Consider the following 19,723-nt stretch of genomic DNA (forward strand, 5'->3'; position numbering starts at 1 on the left):
CCACCACACACTTCCCCTGAGACGCGTTGACGACTATCTTGGGCGAGCCTTGCGGTTCCATCTATCCACTTTCAGCAGCACCAAAACGCACCAAACGAGTGCGTAAGGTCATTCATGTCAGCGTCCAGTCCAATACAGGTTCAAGCGTTCAACACCGACGATGTCGCCGCGCAGATCCGCGCCACGCCGGGTTGGGTCCAGCATTACCAGCAAATGTCGCCGGGGCATTTCGCCGGGCGCGTGCGCTATCTGGACTTGCAAGGCGTGGAGATTTACGAAGAGCAGATGAACACCCGGGTCGAACAGAATTTCAGTGCGCCCGAGGGGTCGCTGGCGTTCTGTTTCGACCGCAGTGACAACGCGCTTTACGTGTTGAATGGTGAAAGCCGCAACATATGGATCACCCCGGAGAACTACCAGGAAATCGCCGTGGTGTTCGGTCCGGAATTCGTCCAGCGTCACGGTTTGAATGTCGCGCGGCTCGAAGGCTTGTTCATGTCGCCGCTGAACTCGGGGCAGAACGCATTGTTCAGTCGCTGGTTGAGCGGCACCTTGACCCGGCTCGCCGAAACGCTCGACCCACCCAGCAAAGAAGCGCTGACTCAGCAACTGCTCGAAGACTGCCTGTACATCCTCGACAACGCCTGCGTGTGCCTCGATCACGGCGGCCTGCAGCGCCGCACCGAAGAACGCGCGGTGATGAAACGCATTGGTGAATGGGCCGCCGATTCACCGGAAGAATCCCTCAACCTGCTGGAGCTTTCCCAAGTGGCCGGGGTTTCACTGCGTCAGTTGCAGCACGCGTTCAAAGCCTTCACGGGTATGACGCCGACCCATTGGCTGCGCCTGCGCCGCCTCAACAGCGCACACCGCGAATTGCTCGCGCGAACGCCGAATGACACGACCGTTGCCGAAGTGGCGATGAATTGGTCGTTCTGGCATTTGGGGCGGTTTTCGAGCAGTTATCGGGCGTTGTTCAAGGAACTGCCGAGTGAAACGCTCAAGCGCCATCACCCGTGCAGGACGTGATTCGCGAATTCCAACTCGCCGACTTGGCGCTGCATCCTTCCTGAAAGGCCGGCTTCTGTCGTTGTTCAAACCGTGGGTGCAGGTTTGGCCAGTTCAATACCCGCCGCACCCAACCGTTTGAGGATTTCAAACAGCAGATCGCTTTTGGTCGTGCCGACGATTCTCGGGCTGCTGACGTAGCCCGTGACCGTCAGCGTGATGCCTTCGGGGGTCAGTTTGCTGAACCGGACGAAGGTAGCCGGTTTGTCGAGGATGGTTTCGTTCTCGCGGTACGTGTCGTACAGCAGGTTTTGAACTTGCTCCGGATCGATGTCCAGCGGGAACATCAGCTCCAGTGTCGCCACCCCTTGTGCGCTGCCGCCAAGGGTGACGTTGCGCAGGTTTTGCGATATCAGTTGCGAGTTAGGCACGATGACGATCGAGCGGTCACTGAGTTGTATTTCGGTGGCCCTGACGTTGATGCGGCGGATGTCGCCTTCGACGCCGCTGATGCTGATCAGGTCGCCGACCTTGACCGGCCGTTCGGTCAGGAGAATCAGCCCGGAGACGAAGTTCTTGACGATTTCCTGCAAGCCGAAGCCGATCCCCACCGACAGGGCGCTGACAATCCACGCCAGGTTGGTCCACTGGATGCCCAGGGATGACAACGTCAGCAGAATCACCAGGGCGTAGCCGATGTTGGCGAACAGTGTGCTGAGGGAGGCACACATGCCGGGGTCCATGTCGGTCTTGGGCAGGAACTCGTTATCCAGCCATCGGCGCAATGAGCGAATCAGGTAGATGCCGATGAACAGGGCCAGCAGCGCATTCAGCAAATGGCCCGGGATGATATTGAGTTTGCGCAGACCATCGCCGCCGAGGATCGCGAACATCTGGGTGAACAATTGCCCCAGAGTCGTGCCGACGCCACCGACAAACAGTGAAATCACCGCCAGCAGCAATAACCCGGCGCGACCGACACCGGACAGAATGATCGACACTTGCTCAAGGCGTACATCACCGATCCCGAGCAATTGTTTTAGCGCCTTGCCGCTGGGGCTCTTGGATGAAAACAGGTACTCACAGCTGTCTTTGAGCAACTGAGTCAACAAGTAGAAGCCCGACAGGATGATAAATCCCCAGACCAATTGGTACGTGATGAACCGTGCCAGGGAGATGTAGCCGATCAGCAGCGCAAGCAGCGATACAACCGTCGCAATGCCGGCCAACGAATAAATCAGGCCAGCGAGGGTGGTACTCGATTCGGGTGCTTCCCCGGTGGCCGCAACGGCTCTTCTGACGTTGCTGGCACGCCGGAACAACGTGCCGATAATCAGCGTGACCACCAGCGCGATCAGACCCCGGCCAAAGAGAATGGCAGGGGGACTCATGCCGGTGACGTTGGTGATTTGTGTCAGGCTCACCAAAATCAGCAGCGCGACGGCCAGTATTCTGGGGAAGGGCTGGATCGCCAGCGCCACGGGATCAGCGATCGCCGGCAGTCGCCAGGAAGGATGTCGGGTCGACAGCAGCGCCCGGCTCAGACCGGTAATCAGGATGCAGACATAGATGACTTTTTCGAATTCATCGGCAAAGTTCTGAATCAATGGCGACAACGGTAATTGCCTAGTGAGCGCATAAAACAGCAATTGCATTGCAAAAGCAGTGGTCAGCACCGTGGCCACGACAGAGGCCAGTGCGAGCGAGCTTCGACGTAAACGTCCTTCCGGCATTCGATGAATACACACCCAGGTCAGTCCGCGCTCGGCGAGTCTTCGGCCCCAGGAACCAATCCCCAGGGCCAGCACGATCAATGCGGCGGCAAACAGTCGCTCGCCAGGTTGCCAGGCGGCCTTGATTGCGCTGGAAGCCTGCTGGATGAATTCGCTTAGCCGCTGGCGGTCGTCCTTCAGCGGATTAAATAACGGCGCCCAGAACCCAGGCCCCAGGACACTGCCGCTGCGCAGCGTGACTTCGGATTCCAGCAGGCTGCGGCGAATGCCGGCAATTTGGATGATGAGGCCGGCTGCATTGTTTCTGAGGGCTGTCAGGGTTTTCAGGCTGGAATCGACTTTGGTCTTTTGCTCGGAGAGATAGGCTCTTTGCGTCGAGATATCCGATTTCTCTGACGCCACATCGTCGAGTGATACCGGGCCCAACACATCAAGTTGGGCTTGCAGTTGCTTCTGTTCGGGCAGCAGCGATGACTGCAAGCTGTCCACATCGTTGATAAACGACTGGACGGCGTCTTGCAGGCCGACCATTTGGGTGAGGTTATTGGCCAGCGAAATCTGTTGTTTGATTCGGTCAAGCCGGATTTGCAGCTCTTGCAGATCACTCTGGGAGATGGCAAACGACGAAGTACCCGACGTAATACCTGGAGCCGGCGGTATGTCGGCGGCCGACAGCGCTCCGCCACTGGTTGCAAGCAGCGTGAGCACGACGAACATCATTGACTTCAATGCATTACGCATAGGCGTGCTCGACTCTGTGGTGGGTCGCTCAACCTATGAGGTTAGGCCATCACGCCAAAACGATCGAAAAGAATCATGTTCACCACCTGGATCAGGCAGTACCGCGCTGGGGGAACGTGCCGGGTGATCTACACTTCTTGTTGCCGAATCAAGCCCGGAAGCAGTCATCAGCGGTCTACCACCCGTGTTCTTGCCGAGTGACGGGCTGCGTTGGAGGTCATTATGAGCAAGGTGTCATCCATCGGCCTGAGCATCGCATTGGCGGTTGCGTGTACCCAGGGTTGGGCTGCAACGGTTGTTCCGATGAAAGGGCAGAGTTCGCAACAGACCCAGTTGGACATCAATGAATGCAATAGCATCGCCGCCAGTCAGACCGCGTCGACCGCACCGCCTGCTTCCGGAGGGCGATTGCGCGGTGCTGCCGTGGGGGCCGCCGCGGGCTCGGCCGGGGCCGAAGTGCGCGGGCGTCAGCATGACGAGTTTTATGATCGCGTCGACGACGACACGAAGCAGGACTATCGACAGAACCGCGCCAAAGAGACGGCCGCTGCCGGCGCTGTGGTCGGCGGTTCGCGTCAGCGTCAAGAGCGCCGGGCGCAGCAGAAAACCAGCGCCGCGAACACCTCGACGGCGTACACCAGTTGCCTGCAAGGCAAGGGTTATCAGGTTAATCCCTGAGCTTTTCGCGGCCGCTGCTCGAGCAGATAAACCATCAGGCAGGCATAGAGCGTGACGGCGAGGAACAAGCCCATGCGCACCGCAAACGCCGTGTACACGTCCTTGCCCGCGAGGCTGTCCTGAACCGATTGGCCCAACAGGATAATCAGCGTGATCAGGGTGTTGAGCCAGAACCCCGGGCTGAACCGGGTCGGGCTCAAGGCATAGAGTTTGCGCGCCAGTACCAAACCGAACAGCAGCATCCACAAATAGAACATCCACAGGTGCACAAACAGGCTGAGGGCGCTCCAGAACAGGATTGCCAGCAGGCCTGCGAGCAAGGTCGAACCGACGAGTTCGCGACCGGCGGTGTGGGCATTGGTCGTGGAGCTTTGCTGACCCAGGCTGACGGCTTTGAGGATGATCGGCAGGTAACCGGCCGGGTCGATCAATGCCAGCAGGAACGTCGGCAATACGATCAGGGTTGCACGCAGCGCCACCCGACTGACTTCTTCGGCGGGCAAAGTTGGCGCGGGCGGCGGCGAAGGAGCGTTGGGTGGATCCGGGAACAATCCATGACTGAGCGCCACGACCGCAACGGCGAGCAGCAAGCCCTTGACCAGGGCACCGATAACCATCGCCGCCAGATCGAACTCGGCAACGCCGGCCGAGGAAATCATCGTCAGGCCAATCACCAGAAAGGTCACGATCAGCGCGTTGCCTCCGCGCAGACCGAAACGGAACACCAGGAACAGACTCAAGCCGACCAGCAGCACGCCGCTGACGGGGTAATAACGCAGGATCGGGATCAACAACAGGCCGAGGCCCGTGGTCAACATCGCGGCCAGTGCGAGCACCACGGCTGCCTTGAACGGCAACGGGCGGTTGATCGAAGCCAGCAGGATCAGGCACAGCACCGGCGCCAGAAAGGGAATTGGCAACCCGAGACCGAAGCTGGCAGCGAGACACAATGCTGTGCCAGTGGCCAGGCGTAATGCGCGTTGTTCCCGAGGCGTGCGTTTAGTAGGCATAGCTCAGCCAGCTCATGAATCCCACAAACAACCGACCCAACGGGTTCAACAGGTTACCTTGAGTCGGGAAGGCCATGACTTCGGCCTGCCCGCCAGCACGGATGGCGCGGCTGTCACGCAAGGCTTTTCGGGCGTCTTCGGAGAACTCGATAATCACCGGAAAACGCTGGGCCGGTCGCAGCCAGTCACGGCTGTTCTGCACACTGGGTAAGGTGCCAGGCGCGGGTGTCTGTCCGACACTGACTCCATATCCGACACTGCGCACGCGTCCGTCGAACACTTTGCCTGGGAGCGCATCCAGGACGATCGCCACGGGCGTGTCGACTTTCACCAGACCGAGGTTGTTTTCAGTCATGTCCGCGCTGATCCAGACATCGTGGATGGCAATCAGGGTCATGACCGGGCCACCGGCCGCGGCGAACTGCCCGGCGTCGGTGCGCAGGTCGGTGATCAGCCCCGCCGAACGGGCGCGAATCTGCGTGTTGGACAGATCCAGCTCGGCTTTCGACAGCGCCGTGGCGGCGCTACGCAGCAGCGCGTTGTCTTCTTCGCTGCCGCCTTCTTGCTCGCGCGCACGTTGCACTTCAGCGCGAGCGGCCGCAACCTGGCTGACCGCCTGTTCACGGTTGGCGCGAGACACTTCGAGCAGGCGCACGGAAATGGTTCCGGGGTCTTCGCGGTACAAGCCTTCCAAGCGTTGATTGTCCTGTTTCGCCTTGAGTTCGTTGGCCTGGGCCGCGCGCAAGTTGGCTTGCGCCGAAGCGATGCCGGCGGTGCTGGCGCCGATCTGCCGACGGGTCGATTCAAGGTCTGCGCGGGCGCGGTCGACGGCAATCTTGTACGGCTGCGGGTCCACTTCGAACAGCACGTCTCCCGCCTGGACGTCCTGATTGTTGCGCACGTTGACGCGGATCACCCGGCCGGCGACTTCCGAGGCGACCGGAATGACAAAGGCACCCACACGGGCTTGTTGCGTATAGGGCGTGAAACGGTCGGCCGTCAGGTACCACGCCAGGCTCAGGAGGATCAGGAGCAGCACCCATTTGATACCTTTTTTCGCCGGGTCGGCGGCAGGCTCAGGAGGCTTGGGGGAGGGCGCCTCGGGGACAGGCTGCGCGGCTTCACTCATGGCTATTTACCTTGTGCGGCAGGGAGGGCGGCGGGTTCGCTCAGCAGGTCGCCCCAGTCGGTGCGTTTTTCCATCTGCTGACGGGTGGCTTCATCGACTTTGGGCTGGGCGCTGTACCAACCGCCACCGAGGGATTTGTACAGGGCAATCAGATTGCTCACGGCGTTGCTGCGGGCGACCAGATAATTGTCCTGTTGTTCGAGCAGTGCGCGCTGGGCATCGAGCACGCGCTGAAAGTCCGAGTAACCTTCGCGGTACTGCGCGCTGGCCAGCACCAGCGAGCGTTTGGCCGCCACTTCGGCCTCGCTCAGGATGCGTTCGCGCTCCAGCGATTTGATCAAGCCAGTGGCGGCATCGTCAGCCTCGCGCGCGGCCTGGCGGACTTTGTCGCGATACGCCTCGATCAGTTGTTGCAACCGCGCATCCTGGACGCGCACGTTGTTGCTGATCTGGCCATGGTCGAACACGTTCCAGCGCAGGCTGGGACCGCCGATCAGGTCCAGGCTTCTGGACGTACCGTTGAGCGTGTCGGCCGACCAGACGATGCTGCCGAGCAAGGTCAGCGACGGATAGAAATCACTCTCGGCCACGCCAATCAATGCCGACTGGGCGGCGACATTCAGCTCGGCAGCGCGCACATCGGGCCGACGCAGCAGCAGATTGGCCGGGACATCCTGCAGTACGGCGCGATCGACCAGTGGTATCAAGCCTTCGTTTTCCACTCGTTTTGGTAGCGCGCCGGGCGGTTGCCCGATCAGCACGGCCAAGGCATTACGCGTTCGTTGCAGTTGGTCTTCGAGGGTGGGGATGGTGCTCAGGGTGCCGAGGTATTGGGTTTTGGCCTGCTGCAGGTCGAGTTCCGCTTGCTGGCCACTGTTGAACAGCTTTTCGGTGATCTCGAAATTACGCTTTTGCTGTTTGGCGTTCTCCCGGGCAACGCGTAACCGCGCCTCGGTGGTGCGCAACGAAAAGTAGGTGTCTGCGACCTGAGCGCGCAGCAATACCAGCACGTCTTCATAGTTGGCCTGGGCGGCAAAATAGCTGGCGTCGGACGATTCGATGGCTCGGCTGAAACGCCCCCAGAAGTCCAGCTCCCAGCCAATGTCGAACCCGGCGCTGTATTGCCAGAAATGGCTGTCCTGGGGATTGGTGCCACCCGATTGCCGGCGGTTGAAGTACAAACTGTCGGCGCTGGCCTGCTGCAGTTGCGGGTACAGACCGCTTTGCGCAATGCCCAGCTGGGCACGGGCTTCCATCACGCGCAGGCCGGCGATTGTCAGGCTCGAATTATGAGCATCCGACTCGGCGATCAGCTGATTGAGCAGCGGATCGTTGAAGACCTGCCACCACTGGCGGATATCGGGATTCGTTCCGCGCTGACTGGCCTGTTCAAGGGCCGTGGTGTTCCAGTGTTCGACCCACGCTTCGCCCGGTGGCTGGAAGTCCGGCCCCAGCCGCACGCAGCCACTCAGGCCAAGTGCGCCGAGCAAGAGGAGGTGGCCTGGCAGCCTCGGCAAGGAACGGCCTCGATGCATTGCGTATCGTCCAACCAGGAAAGGTCACTGGAGCATAGCCGTCCAAATGAGCAACCGGCTGCTAAGCTTCTCAGGCACCCTCAAACCTTCTGCGATCACTTATAGGCAGGACACTCATGAGTAGCCCCCAAGGTCATGCTGAACCCCATTCCGCTGGTTGGCGCTTCAAAGTGGGCATCGCCATTATTGGTGTAATGCTGGGTTCGTGGCTGATGGTGCCAGTCGCCGCAATGCTCGACATTCCAGGTTCAAGAATCGCCGCGTTGACCGGCGTTTTGTTCATCAGCAATAAAGTCCTGTTGATCCTGGTCATTGCGGTGATGGGCAAGGCCGGGTTCCAGCAGTTGAAAAGCAAGCTGTTCGGTTACGTGTCCGGGCTAGCGCCCTCCGTAGATGCCGAAGTGGGCCCGATTCGTCATCGAATCGGTATCGTGATGTTTTGTCTGCCGCTGATCTCGGCCTTTCTTGAACCCTACATCGACACGTTTTGGCCGGGGCTCAGACCGAACCTGTGGCAGCTTCAATTGCTGGGCGATGCCATGCTGGTCGGCAGTTTTTTTGTGCTGGGGGGCAATTTCTGGGAAAAGGTGCGGGCGTTGTTTATCCGCACTGCGAAGGTCGTCAATCCAGGGGCGGCGTGATGCGTGCCCGTTACCGCGAAATGATCCCGTGATCGATCGCGTATTTGACCAGGGCCGCGGGTTTGTCGATGTTGAGTTTGCGGCGGATGCTCAGGCGATGGGTTTCTACCGTGCGCACGCTGATGTCGAGCTCGCGGGCCATTTCTTTGTTGTTCAAACCCTGAGCCATTTTGTACAACACCTGGCTTTCGCGGGGTGTCAGTTCGTTGTCGGTGCTTTTGTCGGCAATCAGCCGCTGGGCGATTTCCGCGCTGTAGAACGTGCCGCCACTGGCGATGGCTTCGATAGCGGCAATGATTTCCCGCGACGGTGAGTTCTTCAGCACATAGCCGCTGGCGCCGGCGCGAACGGATTCACTCACGTATTCATAATTGTCGTACATGCTCAGCATCAGCACCTTCAGCGACGGGTACTGGGCGCGCAGCACGCGGGTCAGCTCAAGCCCGTTCATGTCGCGCAGGCTGATGTCGACCAGCAACAGGTCTGGCTGGCAGCGCCCGACCATCTCGATGGCCTGCGCGCCACTCTCGGCTTCGCCCACCACTTCCAGAGGCGCCATAACCGCGAGCAGCGCTTTGATCCCGTCGCGGACCAGGGAGTGATCGTCGACCAGGGCGACGCGGATCGGGTAGGGCAGGTTCATCGCGGGTATTCACTCTTGTTGTAATGGGGTGGGTCAGCGTTTTGCGCCGGGTATTTTCATCGGCAGCAGCACGTCCAGCTCACTTCTTCCGGGCACCGATATCAGGTCGAAACGTCCACCAAAATGTTCGACACGCTCACGGATATTACGCAGGCCGATGCCCGCATGGCGACGTTCGACCTGGGCGACGTTGAAGCCGACACCGTCGTCGACCACTGTCAACCGCACGGACTCTTGTGACCCATGCAGGGTAATCGAAACGTTTTTAGCCTGTGCGTGGCGTTCGATGTTGGTCAGGCCTTCTTGCACAATCCGAAACAGCGAAACCGCTGCGCCATCCACCAGATCGCAGGCGAATTCATTATCGTCGTAAGTCACGGTGAGACCGCTGCGCTGCTCGAATTCCGCGGCGAGCTGGCCGATCGCCGCCGGCAGGCCCAGGGTGTCGAGCAGCGACGAGCGCAGGTCGTGAGAAAGGCTGCGAACCTCGCCAATCGCGTCGCCGAGGCGCGCCGTGGCGTCTTTTAGTGTGCTTAACCCTTTGTCTTGTCGCTGGTCATTCTCCAGCAGCAGACTGGCCAGTTCGAACTGAAACTTGATGGAGACGAGCACCTGACTGATGCCGTCGTGCAGCTCGCGGGAAACCCGTGAACGCTCTTCCTCCTGGAGGCTGACGATCCGCTGGGTCAGGCGCTGGAGCTTTTTGTCCGCCAGGCGATGCTCGCTGACGTTGAGCGTCATGCCGCTGGCGAAGACGAACAGCACGGCCACGAGGGCTACTGCGGCAATCGCCAGCATGGTCTTGCGGATGCCCTGTGCCACTTCATCGCGCGCTTGCTGGGTGGCGCGCTCAACGTCTTCAAGGTAAATGCCGGTGCCGAGCATCCAGCCCCAACGGTCCAGCATCACGACATAAGCGAGCTTGTCGGTGACCTGGCCGGAGGAAGGCTTGTTCCAGGCGTAACGCTGAAAACCTTCGCCGGATTGCGCACTTTTGAGCAACGCCTGAATTACCGGTAAACCGTGGGGATCTTTCATGTCCCACAGGTATTTGCCCACCAGTTCCGACTGGCGCGCGTGCATCAGGCTGCGGCCCTCGCGGTCGTAGACGAAGAAGTAGCCGTTGATGCCAAAGCTGAGCTTGCGCAGTTCTTCCAGCACTTGTTGCTGGGCATGCTCGTCACCGTGGCCATCGTCGTACAGCGGTGCGATCAGACTCTGCGCCATTTCCACGTAGTTTTTAAGCTCGGCGCGTTTGCTCGCCAGAATGCTGTCTTCAATCAACTGCGCCTGTTGATCGCCGAGTTGGCGATTCAGGGAAATCACCAGCGCGCAGATCACCGCGATCGCCAACACCAGCGGCAAAATCCCGAGCGCGACGATTTTGTGTTTGAGCTGCATCTTGGCTCCTGACCGGACCGAGGGAAGGCGATGGCCCGGCATCATATGCCAAAGATACGCACGTCCAGTAGCGGTGCTGGACGGAATGACCTGCGGCGATGGTGTCCGCCTATAGAAATACAAAACCCTGTGGGAGCGGGCTTGCCCGCGAAGGCGGTGTAACAGCCAACAGAGATGTTGGATGTGATGGCCTCTTCGCGGGCAAGCCCGCTTCCACAGGGTTTTGCATTTCAACTTAAAGATCAGCGGTGTCTACGTAGAACTACGTAGTTACCATGTACGTAGTAACGCGGATTTATTTGTAGACGGCATGCGGGGATATTGGGCCAGCTCCGCACCGCGGACACAATTATAAAAAATTACCGCCGCAGTCCACTGGCTGTCGGCAGGAGACACGCTATGCCCCGTATGGCTAAACACCTCGCCTGGTTTGCCGTGGCTGTCCTGGGAGCGTTTGCGCTAAGTGTCGTGGCCCTGCGCCGCGGCGAAGCGATCAACGCCCTGTGGATCGTAGTCGCAGCAGTCGCTATCTACCTCGTTGCCTACCGCTACTACAGCCTGTTCATCGCCACCAAGGTGATGCAACTCGACCCCAATCGTGCCACGCCCGCCGTCATCAACAATGATGGCCTGGACTACGTGCCGACCAACAAACACGTACTTTTCGGTCACCACTTCGCGGCCATCGCCGGCGCGGGTCCGCTGGTCGGTCCGGTATTGGCGGCGCAGATGGGCTATCTGCCCGGCACGCTATGGCTGATTGCCGGCGTGGTGCTGGCCGGTGCGGTTCAGGACTTCATGGTCCTGTTCATGTCCACTCGCCGTAACGGCCGTTCCCTGGGCGATATGGTCCGTGAAGAAATGGGCCGTATCCCTGGCACCATCGCGCTGTTCGGCTGCTTCCTGATCATGATCATCATCCTCGCGGTGTTGGCATTGATCGTCGTGAAAGCCCTGGCCGAGAGCCCGTGGGGGATTTTCACGGTGATGGCGACCATCCCGATCGCGATGTTCATGGGCATCTACATGCGCTACATCCGCCCGGGTCGTATCGGTGAAATCTCCATCGTCGGTGTGCTGTTGCTGTTGGGTTCGATCTGGCTCGGTGGGCAGATTGCTGCTGATCCGGTCTGGGCCAAAGCGTTTACCTTCACCGGTATTCAGATCACCTGGATGTTGATCGGCTACGGTTTTGTCGCCGCGGTATTGCCGGTGTGGCTGATTCTGGCCCCGCGTGATTACCTGTCGACTTTCCTCAAAATCGGCACCATCGTGGCGTTGGCGATCGGCATTCTGGTCACTATGCCCGACCTGAAAATGCCGGCACTGACCCAGTTCATCGACGGCACCGGGCCGGTGTGGAAAGGCGGGTTGTTCCCGTTCCTGTTCATTACCATTGCCTGTGGCGCGGTCTCGGGTTTCCATGCGCTGATTGCCTCCGGCACCACGCCGAAACTGTTGGCCAGCGAAGGCCATGCCCGTTACATCGGTTACGGCGGCATGCTGATGGAATCTTTCGTCGCCATCATGGCGATGGTCGCGGCTTCGGTGATCGAGCCAGGCGTGTACTTCGCCATGAACAGCCCGGCGGCGCTGGTGGGTTCTGATGCTGTTTCGGTTGCTCAGACCGTCAGCAGCTGGGGCTTCGCCATTACTCCAGAAGCGCTGCAAGCGGTGGCCAAGGACATCGGTGAAACCACGATTCTGGCCCGTGCCGGTGGCGCACCAACGTTGGCGGTCGGTATCGCGCAGATCCTGCATCACGTTCTGCCAGGTGAAAACACCATGGCGTTCTGGTACCACTTCGCGATCCTGTTTGAAGCGTTGTTCATCCTGACGGCCGTCGATGCGGGCACCCGTGCCGGACGTTTCATGTTGCAGGATTTGCTCGGTTCGTTCGTACCGTCGCTGAAGCGCACTGAATCCTGGACCGCCAACCTGATCGCTACGGCCGGTTGCGTGGCAATGTGGGGTTATCTGCTGTATCAGGGCGTGATCGATCCACTGGGCGGCATCAACACCTTGTGGCCGCTGTTCGGTATCTCCAACCAGATGCTGGCGGGTATCGCGCTGATGTTGGCGACCGTCGTGCTGATCAAAATGAAACGTCAGCGCTACGTCTGGGTGACCATGTTGCCAGCCGTGTGGCTGCTGATCTGCACCACCACCGCAGGCTTCATCAAGCTGTTCGATGCCAACCCGGCGATCGGTTTCCTGGCCCTGGCCAAGAAGTACAGCGATGCGCTGGCCAACGGCCAGATCCTCGCCCCGGCGAAGAGCATCGACCAGATGCACCACGTGATCTACAACGCCTACACCAACGCAACGCTGACGGCGCTGTTCCTGCTGGTGGTCTTCAGCATCCTGTTCTTTGCGCTCAAGGTCGGCATTGCCGCCTGGGGCAGTAAGGAACGCACGGATAAAGAAGCACCGTACCAGGCACTGCCGCAAGCGTGAGGGAGGAGGGCGCCAAATGTTCAATGACCTGAGTCGCCTCGGTAAATACCTCGGTCAGGCCGCGCGTTTGATGGTGGGCATGCCGGACTACGACACCTACGTCGAACATATGCAGGGCAAACACCCGGACAAGCCGGTGATGAGCTACGAAGTGTTCTTTAGGGAACGCCAGGAAGCGCGTTACGGGAGCAAGGCCGGGCCTAAATGTTGTTGAGGTAACAGCCGGCTTGATGCAATACCTGTGGGAGCGAGCTTGCTCGCGATGACGGTCTATCAGTCAGTATTGATGTTGACTGACACACCGCCATCGCGAGCAAGCTCGCTCCCACATTTGTTTTGTGTTGTCTTTCAAATCCCTAGCGACTTCTTCGTCACCGGTAAATCTTTATCCATGGACTAAACTCAGCGAGCCAATCGACTGCGAGGTGTTGTTCATGGCAAAGGACAAGAAACCCACCAAAAAACGTAACTCCGTCGACAGCGTGAAAATGTCGAACAAGGACTACCTGAGTGAACTGCGCCGACTGCATGTCGAAATAGTGAAGTTGCAGGAGTGGGTGCGACATAAGGGCATCAAAATCTGCATTGTTTTCGAGGGGCGCGACGGAGCGGGCAAGGGTGGAACAATCAAGGCGCTGACCGAACGGGTGAGCCCACGGATCTTTCGCGTTGTGGCGTTACCTGCACCGACCGATCGCGAAAAAAGCCAGATGTACATACAGCGCTATCTTCCGCATTTGCCGGCGGCCGGCGAAGTGGTGATTTTCGATCGCAGTTGGTACAACCGTGCGGGCGTCGAACGTGTGATGGGTTTTTGCACCAAGGAGCAGGCTGTCGGTTTTCTGAAGGCTGTGCCTCTGGTGGAGCGCGCCATCGTCGACTCGGGCGTTATCTTGATCAAGTACTGGCTGGAAGTCAGCCCGGAGGAACAGACCCGTCGGCTTGAAGCGCGCATCAAGGATGGGCGCAAAATCTGGAAACTCACTTCAATGGATCTGAAGTCGTACAGCCGCTGGTACGACTACTCGCGCGCTCGTGATGACATGTTCAAGGCGACGGATACCGAACATGCCCCCTGGCTGGTGGCGAACTCGAACGACAAACGACGGGCTCGTTTGAACATCCTCACCGATTTGCTCAGCCGCATTCCCTACAAAGAGGTGCCACGCGAGAACGTGAAGTTGCCCAAGCGTCAGCGGCCGGGCGGTTATCACGAGCCGGATTACCCACTTAGGCGTATTCCCGAAAAGTTCTGAGCGCGTCGCTTCATCTTTGATTGGCACTAAAGCGAATAAAACTATTGAAAAAACTTTATATAAGCTTTAAACAAACAGGAAGATCACTGGCATATTGCTAGCAATTAATAAGTGGATATCGCCAGTTTTTGGCACAGGGAGCGCTGATGAGTTTTCGTCCATTGACCGACTCCCCGCGGCAATCCGTTGTCGCCAAGCCACTGAAGAGTCGGCCGGATGCTGTCGGCATGGCCCGCGCGGGCAATGAAGCAGCAGTCGACCAACTGCTATCCTCGGCGCGCCACTGGGCTCACACCACCGAATGGGTGGTGTACCGTGCCGGCGACCAAATGCATTTGGTCGGGCAGGGCGACCCGCAGGTGAAGTGGCCGTCCAGCGTGGCGAATGAAGAATTTGAGGCCTTTTGCCAGGCCCGGCACTTGCACCGTTGGCCGACCGGTCGAGGCGAAAGTGTACTGGGATGGCTGCTCGCGCCCATCAAGGATGCCGCAGAACCGGCGCTCGCCGAACTTGCCCAGCGCTTGGGCATGCAGATACAGACCGATACCCTTGCCCGTGCGCAAATTACTCAACGTGTGCTGTATGAAATTACCTACCTGGCCAGTTCGACCCGCGACCGGTTTATATTTCTGGTGGGGGTTCACCGGCTGCTGGCGAGCCTGATCGACGCCGAGAACTTCTATCTCGCACTGTATGACCCGCACACCGGCAAGATTGACTACCCGTATTACGTCGACATCATCGACGTTGATGCCGTTGAGGCCGAACACTACGAGTACCTCGATGCCTCGCACCTGTCGTTGACGGGCCAGGTGTTGACCACGGGCCAGCCGTTGCTGATCGACGCCGCCGGCATTCGCGCGGCTCAGGCCGATGGGCGCTTCTATTGCGTGGGGGATCGTCCCGAGTTCTGGATGGGCGCGCCGTTGAAAAATGCCTCGGATGACGTGTTTGGCATGCTGGCGATGCAGGTCTACGACGTTTCCCGTACTTACAGCGCTGAAGACCGTGCGCTGTTTCTGGTGGTGGCCCGTCACGTGGCCATGGCGCTGGACCGGATCCTGCACCGCGAGAACCTGGAAGGGATCGTCATGCGTCGCACCCTGGAGCTTTCGGCACTCAACGACGCCTTGAGGCAGGAAGTAGCAGAACGTGAGCGCGCCGAACATCTGCAGAGCGCGTTGTTCCAGATTGCCGAGCTGTCGAGCCAGCCTGGCGATATGGCTGAACTGTTTCAAACCCTGCATGGCATCGTCGGTGATCTGCTGTTCGCGCAGAACTTCTACATCGCGCTGTTCGACGACGCGACCACTGAAGTGACCTTTCCGTATTACGTTGATGAACGACAGACGACCTGCCCGTCGGCGCGGCGTGGACGCCGGGGCCTGACTGAGTACGTGATTCGTCAGCGTCGACCTTGTCTGATTGATGCCGGCGAGGCTGACCGATTGCATGCGCACGGTGAAATCGAAATTGCCGAAGAGTGCTACCGGTCCTACTCCTGGCTGGGCATTCCCTTGTTCGATGGCGATGTGGTGCGTGGGGTGCTGGCGGTGCAAAGCTATACCTCGCAAGTGCGGTATACCCTGCGTGACCAGGAGCTGCTGACGTTTGTGTCGCGGCACATCGACACAGCGTTGTCGCGACGCACGGCCGCCGAAGCCATCCATTCCGCCAACCTCAAGCTCGAAGCCCGGGTGCAGAGCCGCACCCGAGAACTCGATCACGCCAATGCCAAGTTGCAACACGAAAACTCCCACGATGCGCTAACCGGGCTGCCGAACCGTACCTACCTGCAACAGCACCTCAATCAGGCCTGGTCGCGATTCGGCAGCGAAGGCGGGCACCTGGCGGTGATGTTCATCGACCTTGATCGTTTCAAGATGGTCAACGACAGCCTCGGCCACCATTTCGGCGATCTGCTGTTGATGCAGGCCGCCCACCGTTTGCGCAGCTGCCTGCGTGACACCGACATGCTCGCGCGATTGGGGGGCGATGAGTTCTCGGTGCTCGCTCCCGAGGCGCCGCTGGACGTGGTGATCGAAATCGCCGAACGGATCCTGGTGGCGTTTGACCTGCCGTTTTTTATCAATGGCCATGAGGTTTTTTCGTCCTGCAGTATCGGTATTGTCAGCGCCGACAATCAGTTCCATCACGAACCGGCCGACTTGCTGCGCGATGCCGATGCGGCGATGTACCGGGTCAAGAGTGCCGGTCGCGACAGCTACGCGGTGTTCAATCAGGAAGTGCGCCGAGAAGTCTCAGACCAGATGGAGCGCGAAGGGGCTTTGCGCAATGCGCTCAAACGTACCGACGAACTGCTGCCGTATTTTCAGCCGATTGTCAGCGTTGAAACGGGTGAGCTCCTGGCCCTTGAAGCGCTGATCCGCTGGCATCAGCCGGGCGGCCGAGTGATTGCGCCAGGGGAGTTTTTGCCGAATGTCGAGGGTTTACGTCTGATCGGCCGACTGGACCTGTACATGCTCACCAGCGTCGCAGTGATCCTCGCACACCCTCAACACGCCAATTGGCCGCCGGTGCATGTGAATTGCTCCAGCTACAGCATGACGCGCCCGGACTTCGCCAGTGATGTGCTTGCCCTGTTGGCGCAGCATCGGGTCGCGCCGTCGCGGATCTGCCTCGAGTTGACCGAAGGCGCGCTGGTGGCCGAGCCGGCTATTGCCCGGCAGAACATGCAGCAATTGGCCGACAATGGCATGTCAGTGGTGCTCGATGATTTCGGTGCAGGATTTTCATCTCTGAGCTACGTGCATCAATACCGTTTCAGCGGCTTGAAGATCGACAAGTCATTCATCCTCGAACTGACCACCAGCGCCCGCAGTCGCGCGATCGTGCGGGCAATTGTGCGGATGGCCGAATCGCTGGACCTGAGCGTGGTGGCCGAAGGTGTGGAGGATGAAGCAACGCTAATCTTGCTGCGCGAAATGGGGGCAGGGCAGGCCCAGGGTTATTATTTTGCCAAACCTATGGGCTTGGAGGCGTTGTTGAAAACTTCGCTGGTCGATTGCTAGGGTTTGTAATGTTTCGAGGCAGTAGAGGACCGGGCACTGATCACTTTGAAGTCCCTATATATAACTAAACTAAAGATACATTTAGCATAGTTATAATTATATGGAATATAAAGATCGGTATTCACTTTGATGAGAGGGCTCAGTTCAGATGGCCAATAACGTGTTTAAAAGCCTCGTTGCTGACGCTGAAGCATTAATCACAGCACTGGATCTGGAGCCTCATACGGAAGGCGGTTTCTACCGCAGGACATTCCAATCGGATCGGCATGCCGTGATTGAAACGGATAACGGTCCGCGTTACCTGATGACATCCATTTACTATTTGCTGACCAACGAATCGCCAATAGGCCATTTTCATCTCAACCAATCAGACATCGTTCATTACTACCATTTGGGAGATGCGATTCAGTACAGCCTGATTTTTCCAGATGGCACGTTGAAAACCGTGATGATGGGCAACGACATAATCGCCGGACAAAAATTGCAGCTGCATGTACCGGGCGGTGTCTGGAAAGCTTCGCGGCTTATGGATGGACTGTCGGGATACGGGTTGATCAGTGAAGCGGTTTCGCCAGGGTTTGATTATGCGGACATGGCGTTGGGTGATCGGCGGGAGCTCAGCGAGCAATTCACGGAGCATTCGCAGCTGATTGGAGCGCTGACACAGGAATGAGCGATTCAGTGAATTGAGCGTTTCCAAATCTGCGTGCAACCGGGCTAATATCGAAACATGATGTTACGTGTAATGTATATTATGTTAAATCATGTGTCAGGGCGGAACTTCTACCAAGGTGCTTTCAAGCTACCACTACCCGGAAGTAATTCTGAGAAATCCACGCTAGTAATTATGGAAAACCGGGAACGCTTTCCCGGTTTTCCATAATTACTGTTCTTGAACAGTGCTGTTTTCTGCGCCGCTGTACAGTCAGCTTCGGCATCGAGAGCAGCCAGCTTCCTATTCGAGGTGCTGGATAGCGGCAGCCGGCGATTAGCTGGAGCTGAGGTGTTCCTGCTCAACATCATTAGAAAATCATTAAAGGCACGAGTGATTGGGTCATTGCTGGCAAGCAGCCTCGATTCATCGCAATCAGTGGCATGGATGTCGACGTCACCGCTTCTGAGTTTCAGTTCCCACGTTTTCACCGTGCGATCCACACAGCACAGCGAAGAGTTTACCGTCATAGAAATTTAGTTCTTGGGCTTCCGGCGACTGGATACCGCGGGACTACGCGACCTCCTATGGCGAAGCCCTCGCGGACCTAACCATGCATGACACCGTTTGCTTCTTCGTTTGCAGCTGAAATCACGCGGCTTGGCTCGGTGGAAAGGAGGTCCTGTGGGCGCTTGCCTCCAAGCCATTCGTTGGGAGAGATAAACCAGAATGAAACTCCCCAACCATCTTTCATGGGACAGAGAGCAGATAATACATCGCTAAGGCCGGGAATCGGGCTGGCGCCGCCTTGCAATGGGAACGCGTAAATTGGAAAAGAGCTGCAGCCATCGTGATCGATCGAGAAAATTCGGTGGTCCGCTTCCCACTCCTTGAGTGCGGGACTCAGGAGCTCAACGTGAATACCCAGATGGTTAGCCAAGTCCTGAACTAGCAGGAAGTCGCCGCACGTCAGAATATGAGCTCTGGCAAGGGCAACCATCTCCTCTTCTCTTTCTTCGATAGTCCGACGCTTCTCATCTCTTCCTGCAGGCGCCGCCCCTGGACGAGGACACACGTCTATTCCATGGTCCTTTAGTGGTTTACCCGCAGGAGCTGAGCTCTCGACCCGACTGAATGTCTTGATCGCGGTAGCTTTAACATCTTTATCGGGATCAAACGTCATGGGTTTGCCTCCCAGTTATCTTCCAATTCTCCTGCTGCATGAAGGGCGCTGCTGGTGAGGCAGCTGGCGAGGTGCCTGACACCTCAGGCGTCAACATTGCTATGGCTTGATTATAAGCGCCGAAGTCAATGATTACGGTTTAAGCTTCGCTCTACTCCGCTGTGAAAATACGATTCCAATCTCGAACCACCAATGTCCGACACGCGATCTCTGATCCCCCGAAGCAGCGTCTTGAGACCGTCTGCATGTTTGCTTCTGTTAAGTAGTAAATTGACTCACCATTTTCATTGAGCAAAATGCCACCCGCACCTCGCAACAACGCGTGTCCTGCAACAACGTCATGTGCAGAAACCGCGTACAGAGAAACTCCGCAGACGCCATCTCCTGCGGCGACTTTGGCAAGCCTATAGGCAATTGAGGGCATCGCAACAAAACTGCTGGGGGTGCAGAGCTCGCGATTGATCTCTGGCTTGGTGATCGCGGCGGCACTCACCATTACGTAGGAGCTGCTCGACAATGCCAGTCCAGAAAGCTTTCTTGTTACTGGCTGTCCATTGCGTAACAAATCGGGTAGTCCTGAATCGCCCCTAGTTTCGTAGACACCTCCAAGCCTTAAAATGAGGC

General features: G+C 58.3%; 16 protein-coding genes and 1 pseudogene. 8 read left to right on the plus strand and 9 right to left on the minus strand.

Features of this window, described 5'->3' with window-relative positions; genetic code table 11:
• Positions 1-114: 114 nt before the first annotated feature.
• The gene (locus K0F88_RS28165) at positions 115-1,029 is read left to right on the plus strand and encodes a helix-turn-helix domain-containing protein (RefSeq protein WP_219097408.1); all 915 of its coding nucleotides are present in this window, start codon (positions 115-117) and stop codon (positions 1,027-1,029) included.
• Between the two features lie 65 nt (positions 1,030-1,094).
• On the opposite strand, the gene K0F88_RS28170 is transcribed toward K0F88_RS28165, so the two are convergent.
• Positions 1,095-3,482 (minus strand): DUF3772 domain-containing protein, encoded by a 2,388-nt coding sequence (locus K0F88_RS28170; protein ID WP_094467504.1) that lies wholly within the window; start codon positions 3,480-3,482, stop codon positions 1,095-1,097.
• A gap of 222 nt (positions 3,483-3,704) precedes the next feature.
• Between K0F88_RS28170 and K0F88_RS28175 the strand changes: the two genes are divergently transcribed.
• Positions 3,705-4,160, plus strand: coding sequence for a YMGG-like glycine zipper-containing protein (locus tag K0F88_RS28175; RefSeq protein ID WP_094467503.1), 456 nt, complete (start codon positions 3,705-3,707; stop codon positions 4,158-4,160).
• On the opposite strand, the gene K0F88_RS28180 is transcribed toward K0F88_RS28175, so the two are convergent.
• From K0F88_RS28180 to K0F88_RS28190, 3 genes are read right to left on the minus strand one after another with little or no spacing between them, the layout of a single operon-like run.
• Complete coding sequence (locus K0F88_RS28180; protein ID WP_094467502.1) at positions 4,145-5,170, minus strand: DUF2955 domain-containing protein; 1,026 nt, start codon at positions 5,168-5,170, stop codon at positions 4,145-4,147. The genes K0F88_RS28175 and K0F88_RS28180 overlap by 16 nt on opposite strands.
• A complete protein-coding gene (locus K0F88_RS28185) occupies positions 5,160-6,299 on the minus strand; it encodes an HlyD family secretion protein (RefSeq protein ID WP_094467501.1) in 1,140 nt (379 codons plus the stop codon). The genes K0F88_RS28180 and K0F88_RS28185 overlap by 11 nt, the downstream gene beginning before the upstream one ends.
• Before the next feature lie 2 nt (positions 6,300-6,301).
• Positions 6,302-7,834 carry an efflux transporter outer membrane subunit gene (locus tag K0F88_RS28190; protein WP_094467500.1) on the minus strand — a complete coding sequence of 511 codons (1,533 nt, stop codon included), beginning with the start codon at positions 7,832-7,834 and terminating at the stop codon, positions 6,302-6,304.
• Between the two features lie 116 nt (positions 7,835-7,950).
• Between K0F88_RS28190 and K0F88_RS28195 the strand changes: the two genes are divergently transcribed.
• The gene (locus K0F88_RS28195) at positions 7,951-8,475 is read left to right on the plus strand and encodes a transporter suffix domain-containing protein (RefSeq protein ID WP_219097409.1); all 525 of its coding nucleotides are present in this window, start codon (positions 7,951-7,953) and stop codon (positions 8,473-8,475) included.
• 10 nt (positions 8,476-8,485) lie between these two features.
• On the opposite strand, the gene K0F88_RS28200 is transcribed toward K0F88_RS28195, so the two are convergent.
• Both K0F88_RS28200 and K0F88_RS28205 read right to left on the minus strand, forming a co-directional pair.
• Entirely contained in the window at positions 8,486-9,118 is a 633-nt protein-coding gene (locus K0F88_RS28200) for a response regulator transcription factor (RefSeq protein ID WP_094467499.1), read from the minus strand.
• A gap of 33 nt (positions 9,119-9,151) precedes the next feature.
• Positions 9,152-10,519 carry a cache domain-containing protein gene (locus tag K0F88_RS28205; RefSeq protein WP_094467498.1) on the minus strand — a complete coding sequence of 456 codons (1,368 nt, stop codon included), beginning with the start codon at positions 10,517-10,519 and terminating at the stop codon, positions 9,152-9,154.
• A gap of 399 nt (positions 10,520-10,918) precedes the next feature.
• Here K0F88_RS28205 and K0F88_RS28210 point away from each other — a divergent pair, with 399 nt between their 5' ends.
• The 5 genes from K0F88_RS28210 (at position 10,919) to K0F88_RS28230 (ending at position 17,937) form a co-directional block, all read left to right on the plus strand.
• Positions 10,919-12,976 (plus strand): carbon starvation CstA family protein, encoded by a 2,058-nt coding sequence (locus K0F88_RS28210; RefSeq protein WP_219097410.1) that lies wholly within the window; start codon positions 10,919-10,921, stop codon positions 12,974-12,976.
• 16 nt (positions 12,977-12,992) lie between these two features.
• Positions 12,993-13,190: a YbdD/YjiX family protein gene (locus K0F88_RS28215; protein WP_010460111.1), complete on the plus strand. Its 198-nt coding sequence runs from the start codon at positions 12,993-12,995 to the stop codon at positions 13,188-13,190.
• A 220-nt stretch (positions 13,191-13,410) separates the two neighbouring features.
• A complete protein-coding gene (ppk2, locus tag K0F88_RS28220; protein ID WP_094467496.1) occupies positions 13,411-14,232 on the plus strand; it encodes a polyphosphate kinase 2 in 822 nt (273 codons plus the stop codon).
• A 146-nt stretch (positions 14,233-14,378) separates the two neighbouring features.
• Positions 14,379-17,264, plus strand: a complete 2,886-nt coding sequence (locus K0F88_RS28225; protein ID WP_094467495.1) for an EAL domain-containing protein — start codon at positions 14,379-14,381, stop codon at positions 17,262-17,264.
• 148 nt (positions 17,265-17,412) lie between these two features.
• Positions 17,413-17,937 (plus strand): cupin domain-containing protein, encoded by a 525-nt coding sequence (locus K0F88_RS28230; protein ID WP_219097411.1) that lies wholly within the window; start codon positions 17,413-17,415, stop codon positions 17,935-17,937.
• A 110-nt stretch (positions 17,938-18,047) separates the two neighbouring features.
• On the opposite strand, the gene K0F88_RS28235 is transcribed toward K0F88_RS28230, so the two are convergent.
• The 3 genes and pseudogenes from K0F88_RS28235 to K0F88_RS28245 form a co-directional block, all read right to left on the minus strand.
• Entirely contained in the window at positions 18,048-18,407 is a 360-nt protein-coding gene (locus tag K0F88_RS28235; protein WP_219097412.1) for a hypothetical protein, read from the minus strand.
• Positions 18,408-18,523: 116 nt separating this feature from the next.
• Positions 18,524-19,099, minus strand: coding sequence for an MbcA/ParS/Xre antitoxin family protein (locus K0F88_RS28240; RefSeq protein WP_219097413.1), 576 nt, complete (start codon positions 19,097-19,099; stop codon positions 18,524-18,526).
• A 151-nt stretch (positions 19,100-19,250) separates the two neighbouring features.
• Positions 19,251-19,723: pseudogene (locus tag K0F88_RS28245) on the minus strand (inositol monophosphatase); the annotation flags it as partial.

It is taken from the genome of Pseudomonas sp. UMAB-40 (assembly GCF_900095275.1).
Taxonomy (GTDB): Bacteria; Pseudomonadota; Gammaproteobacteria; order Pseudomonadales; family Pseudomonadaceae; genus Aquipseudomonas; species Aquipseudomonas mandelii_B.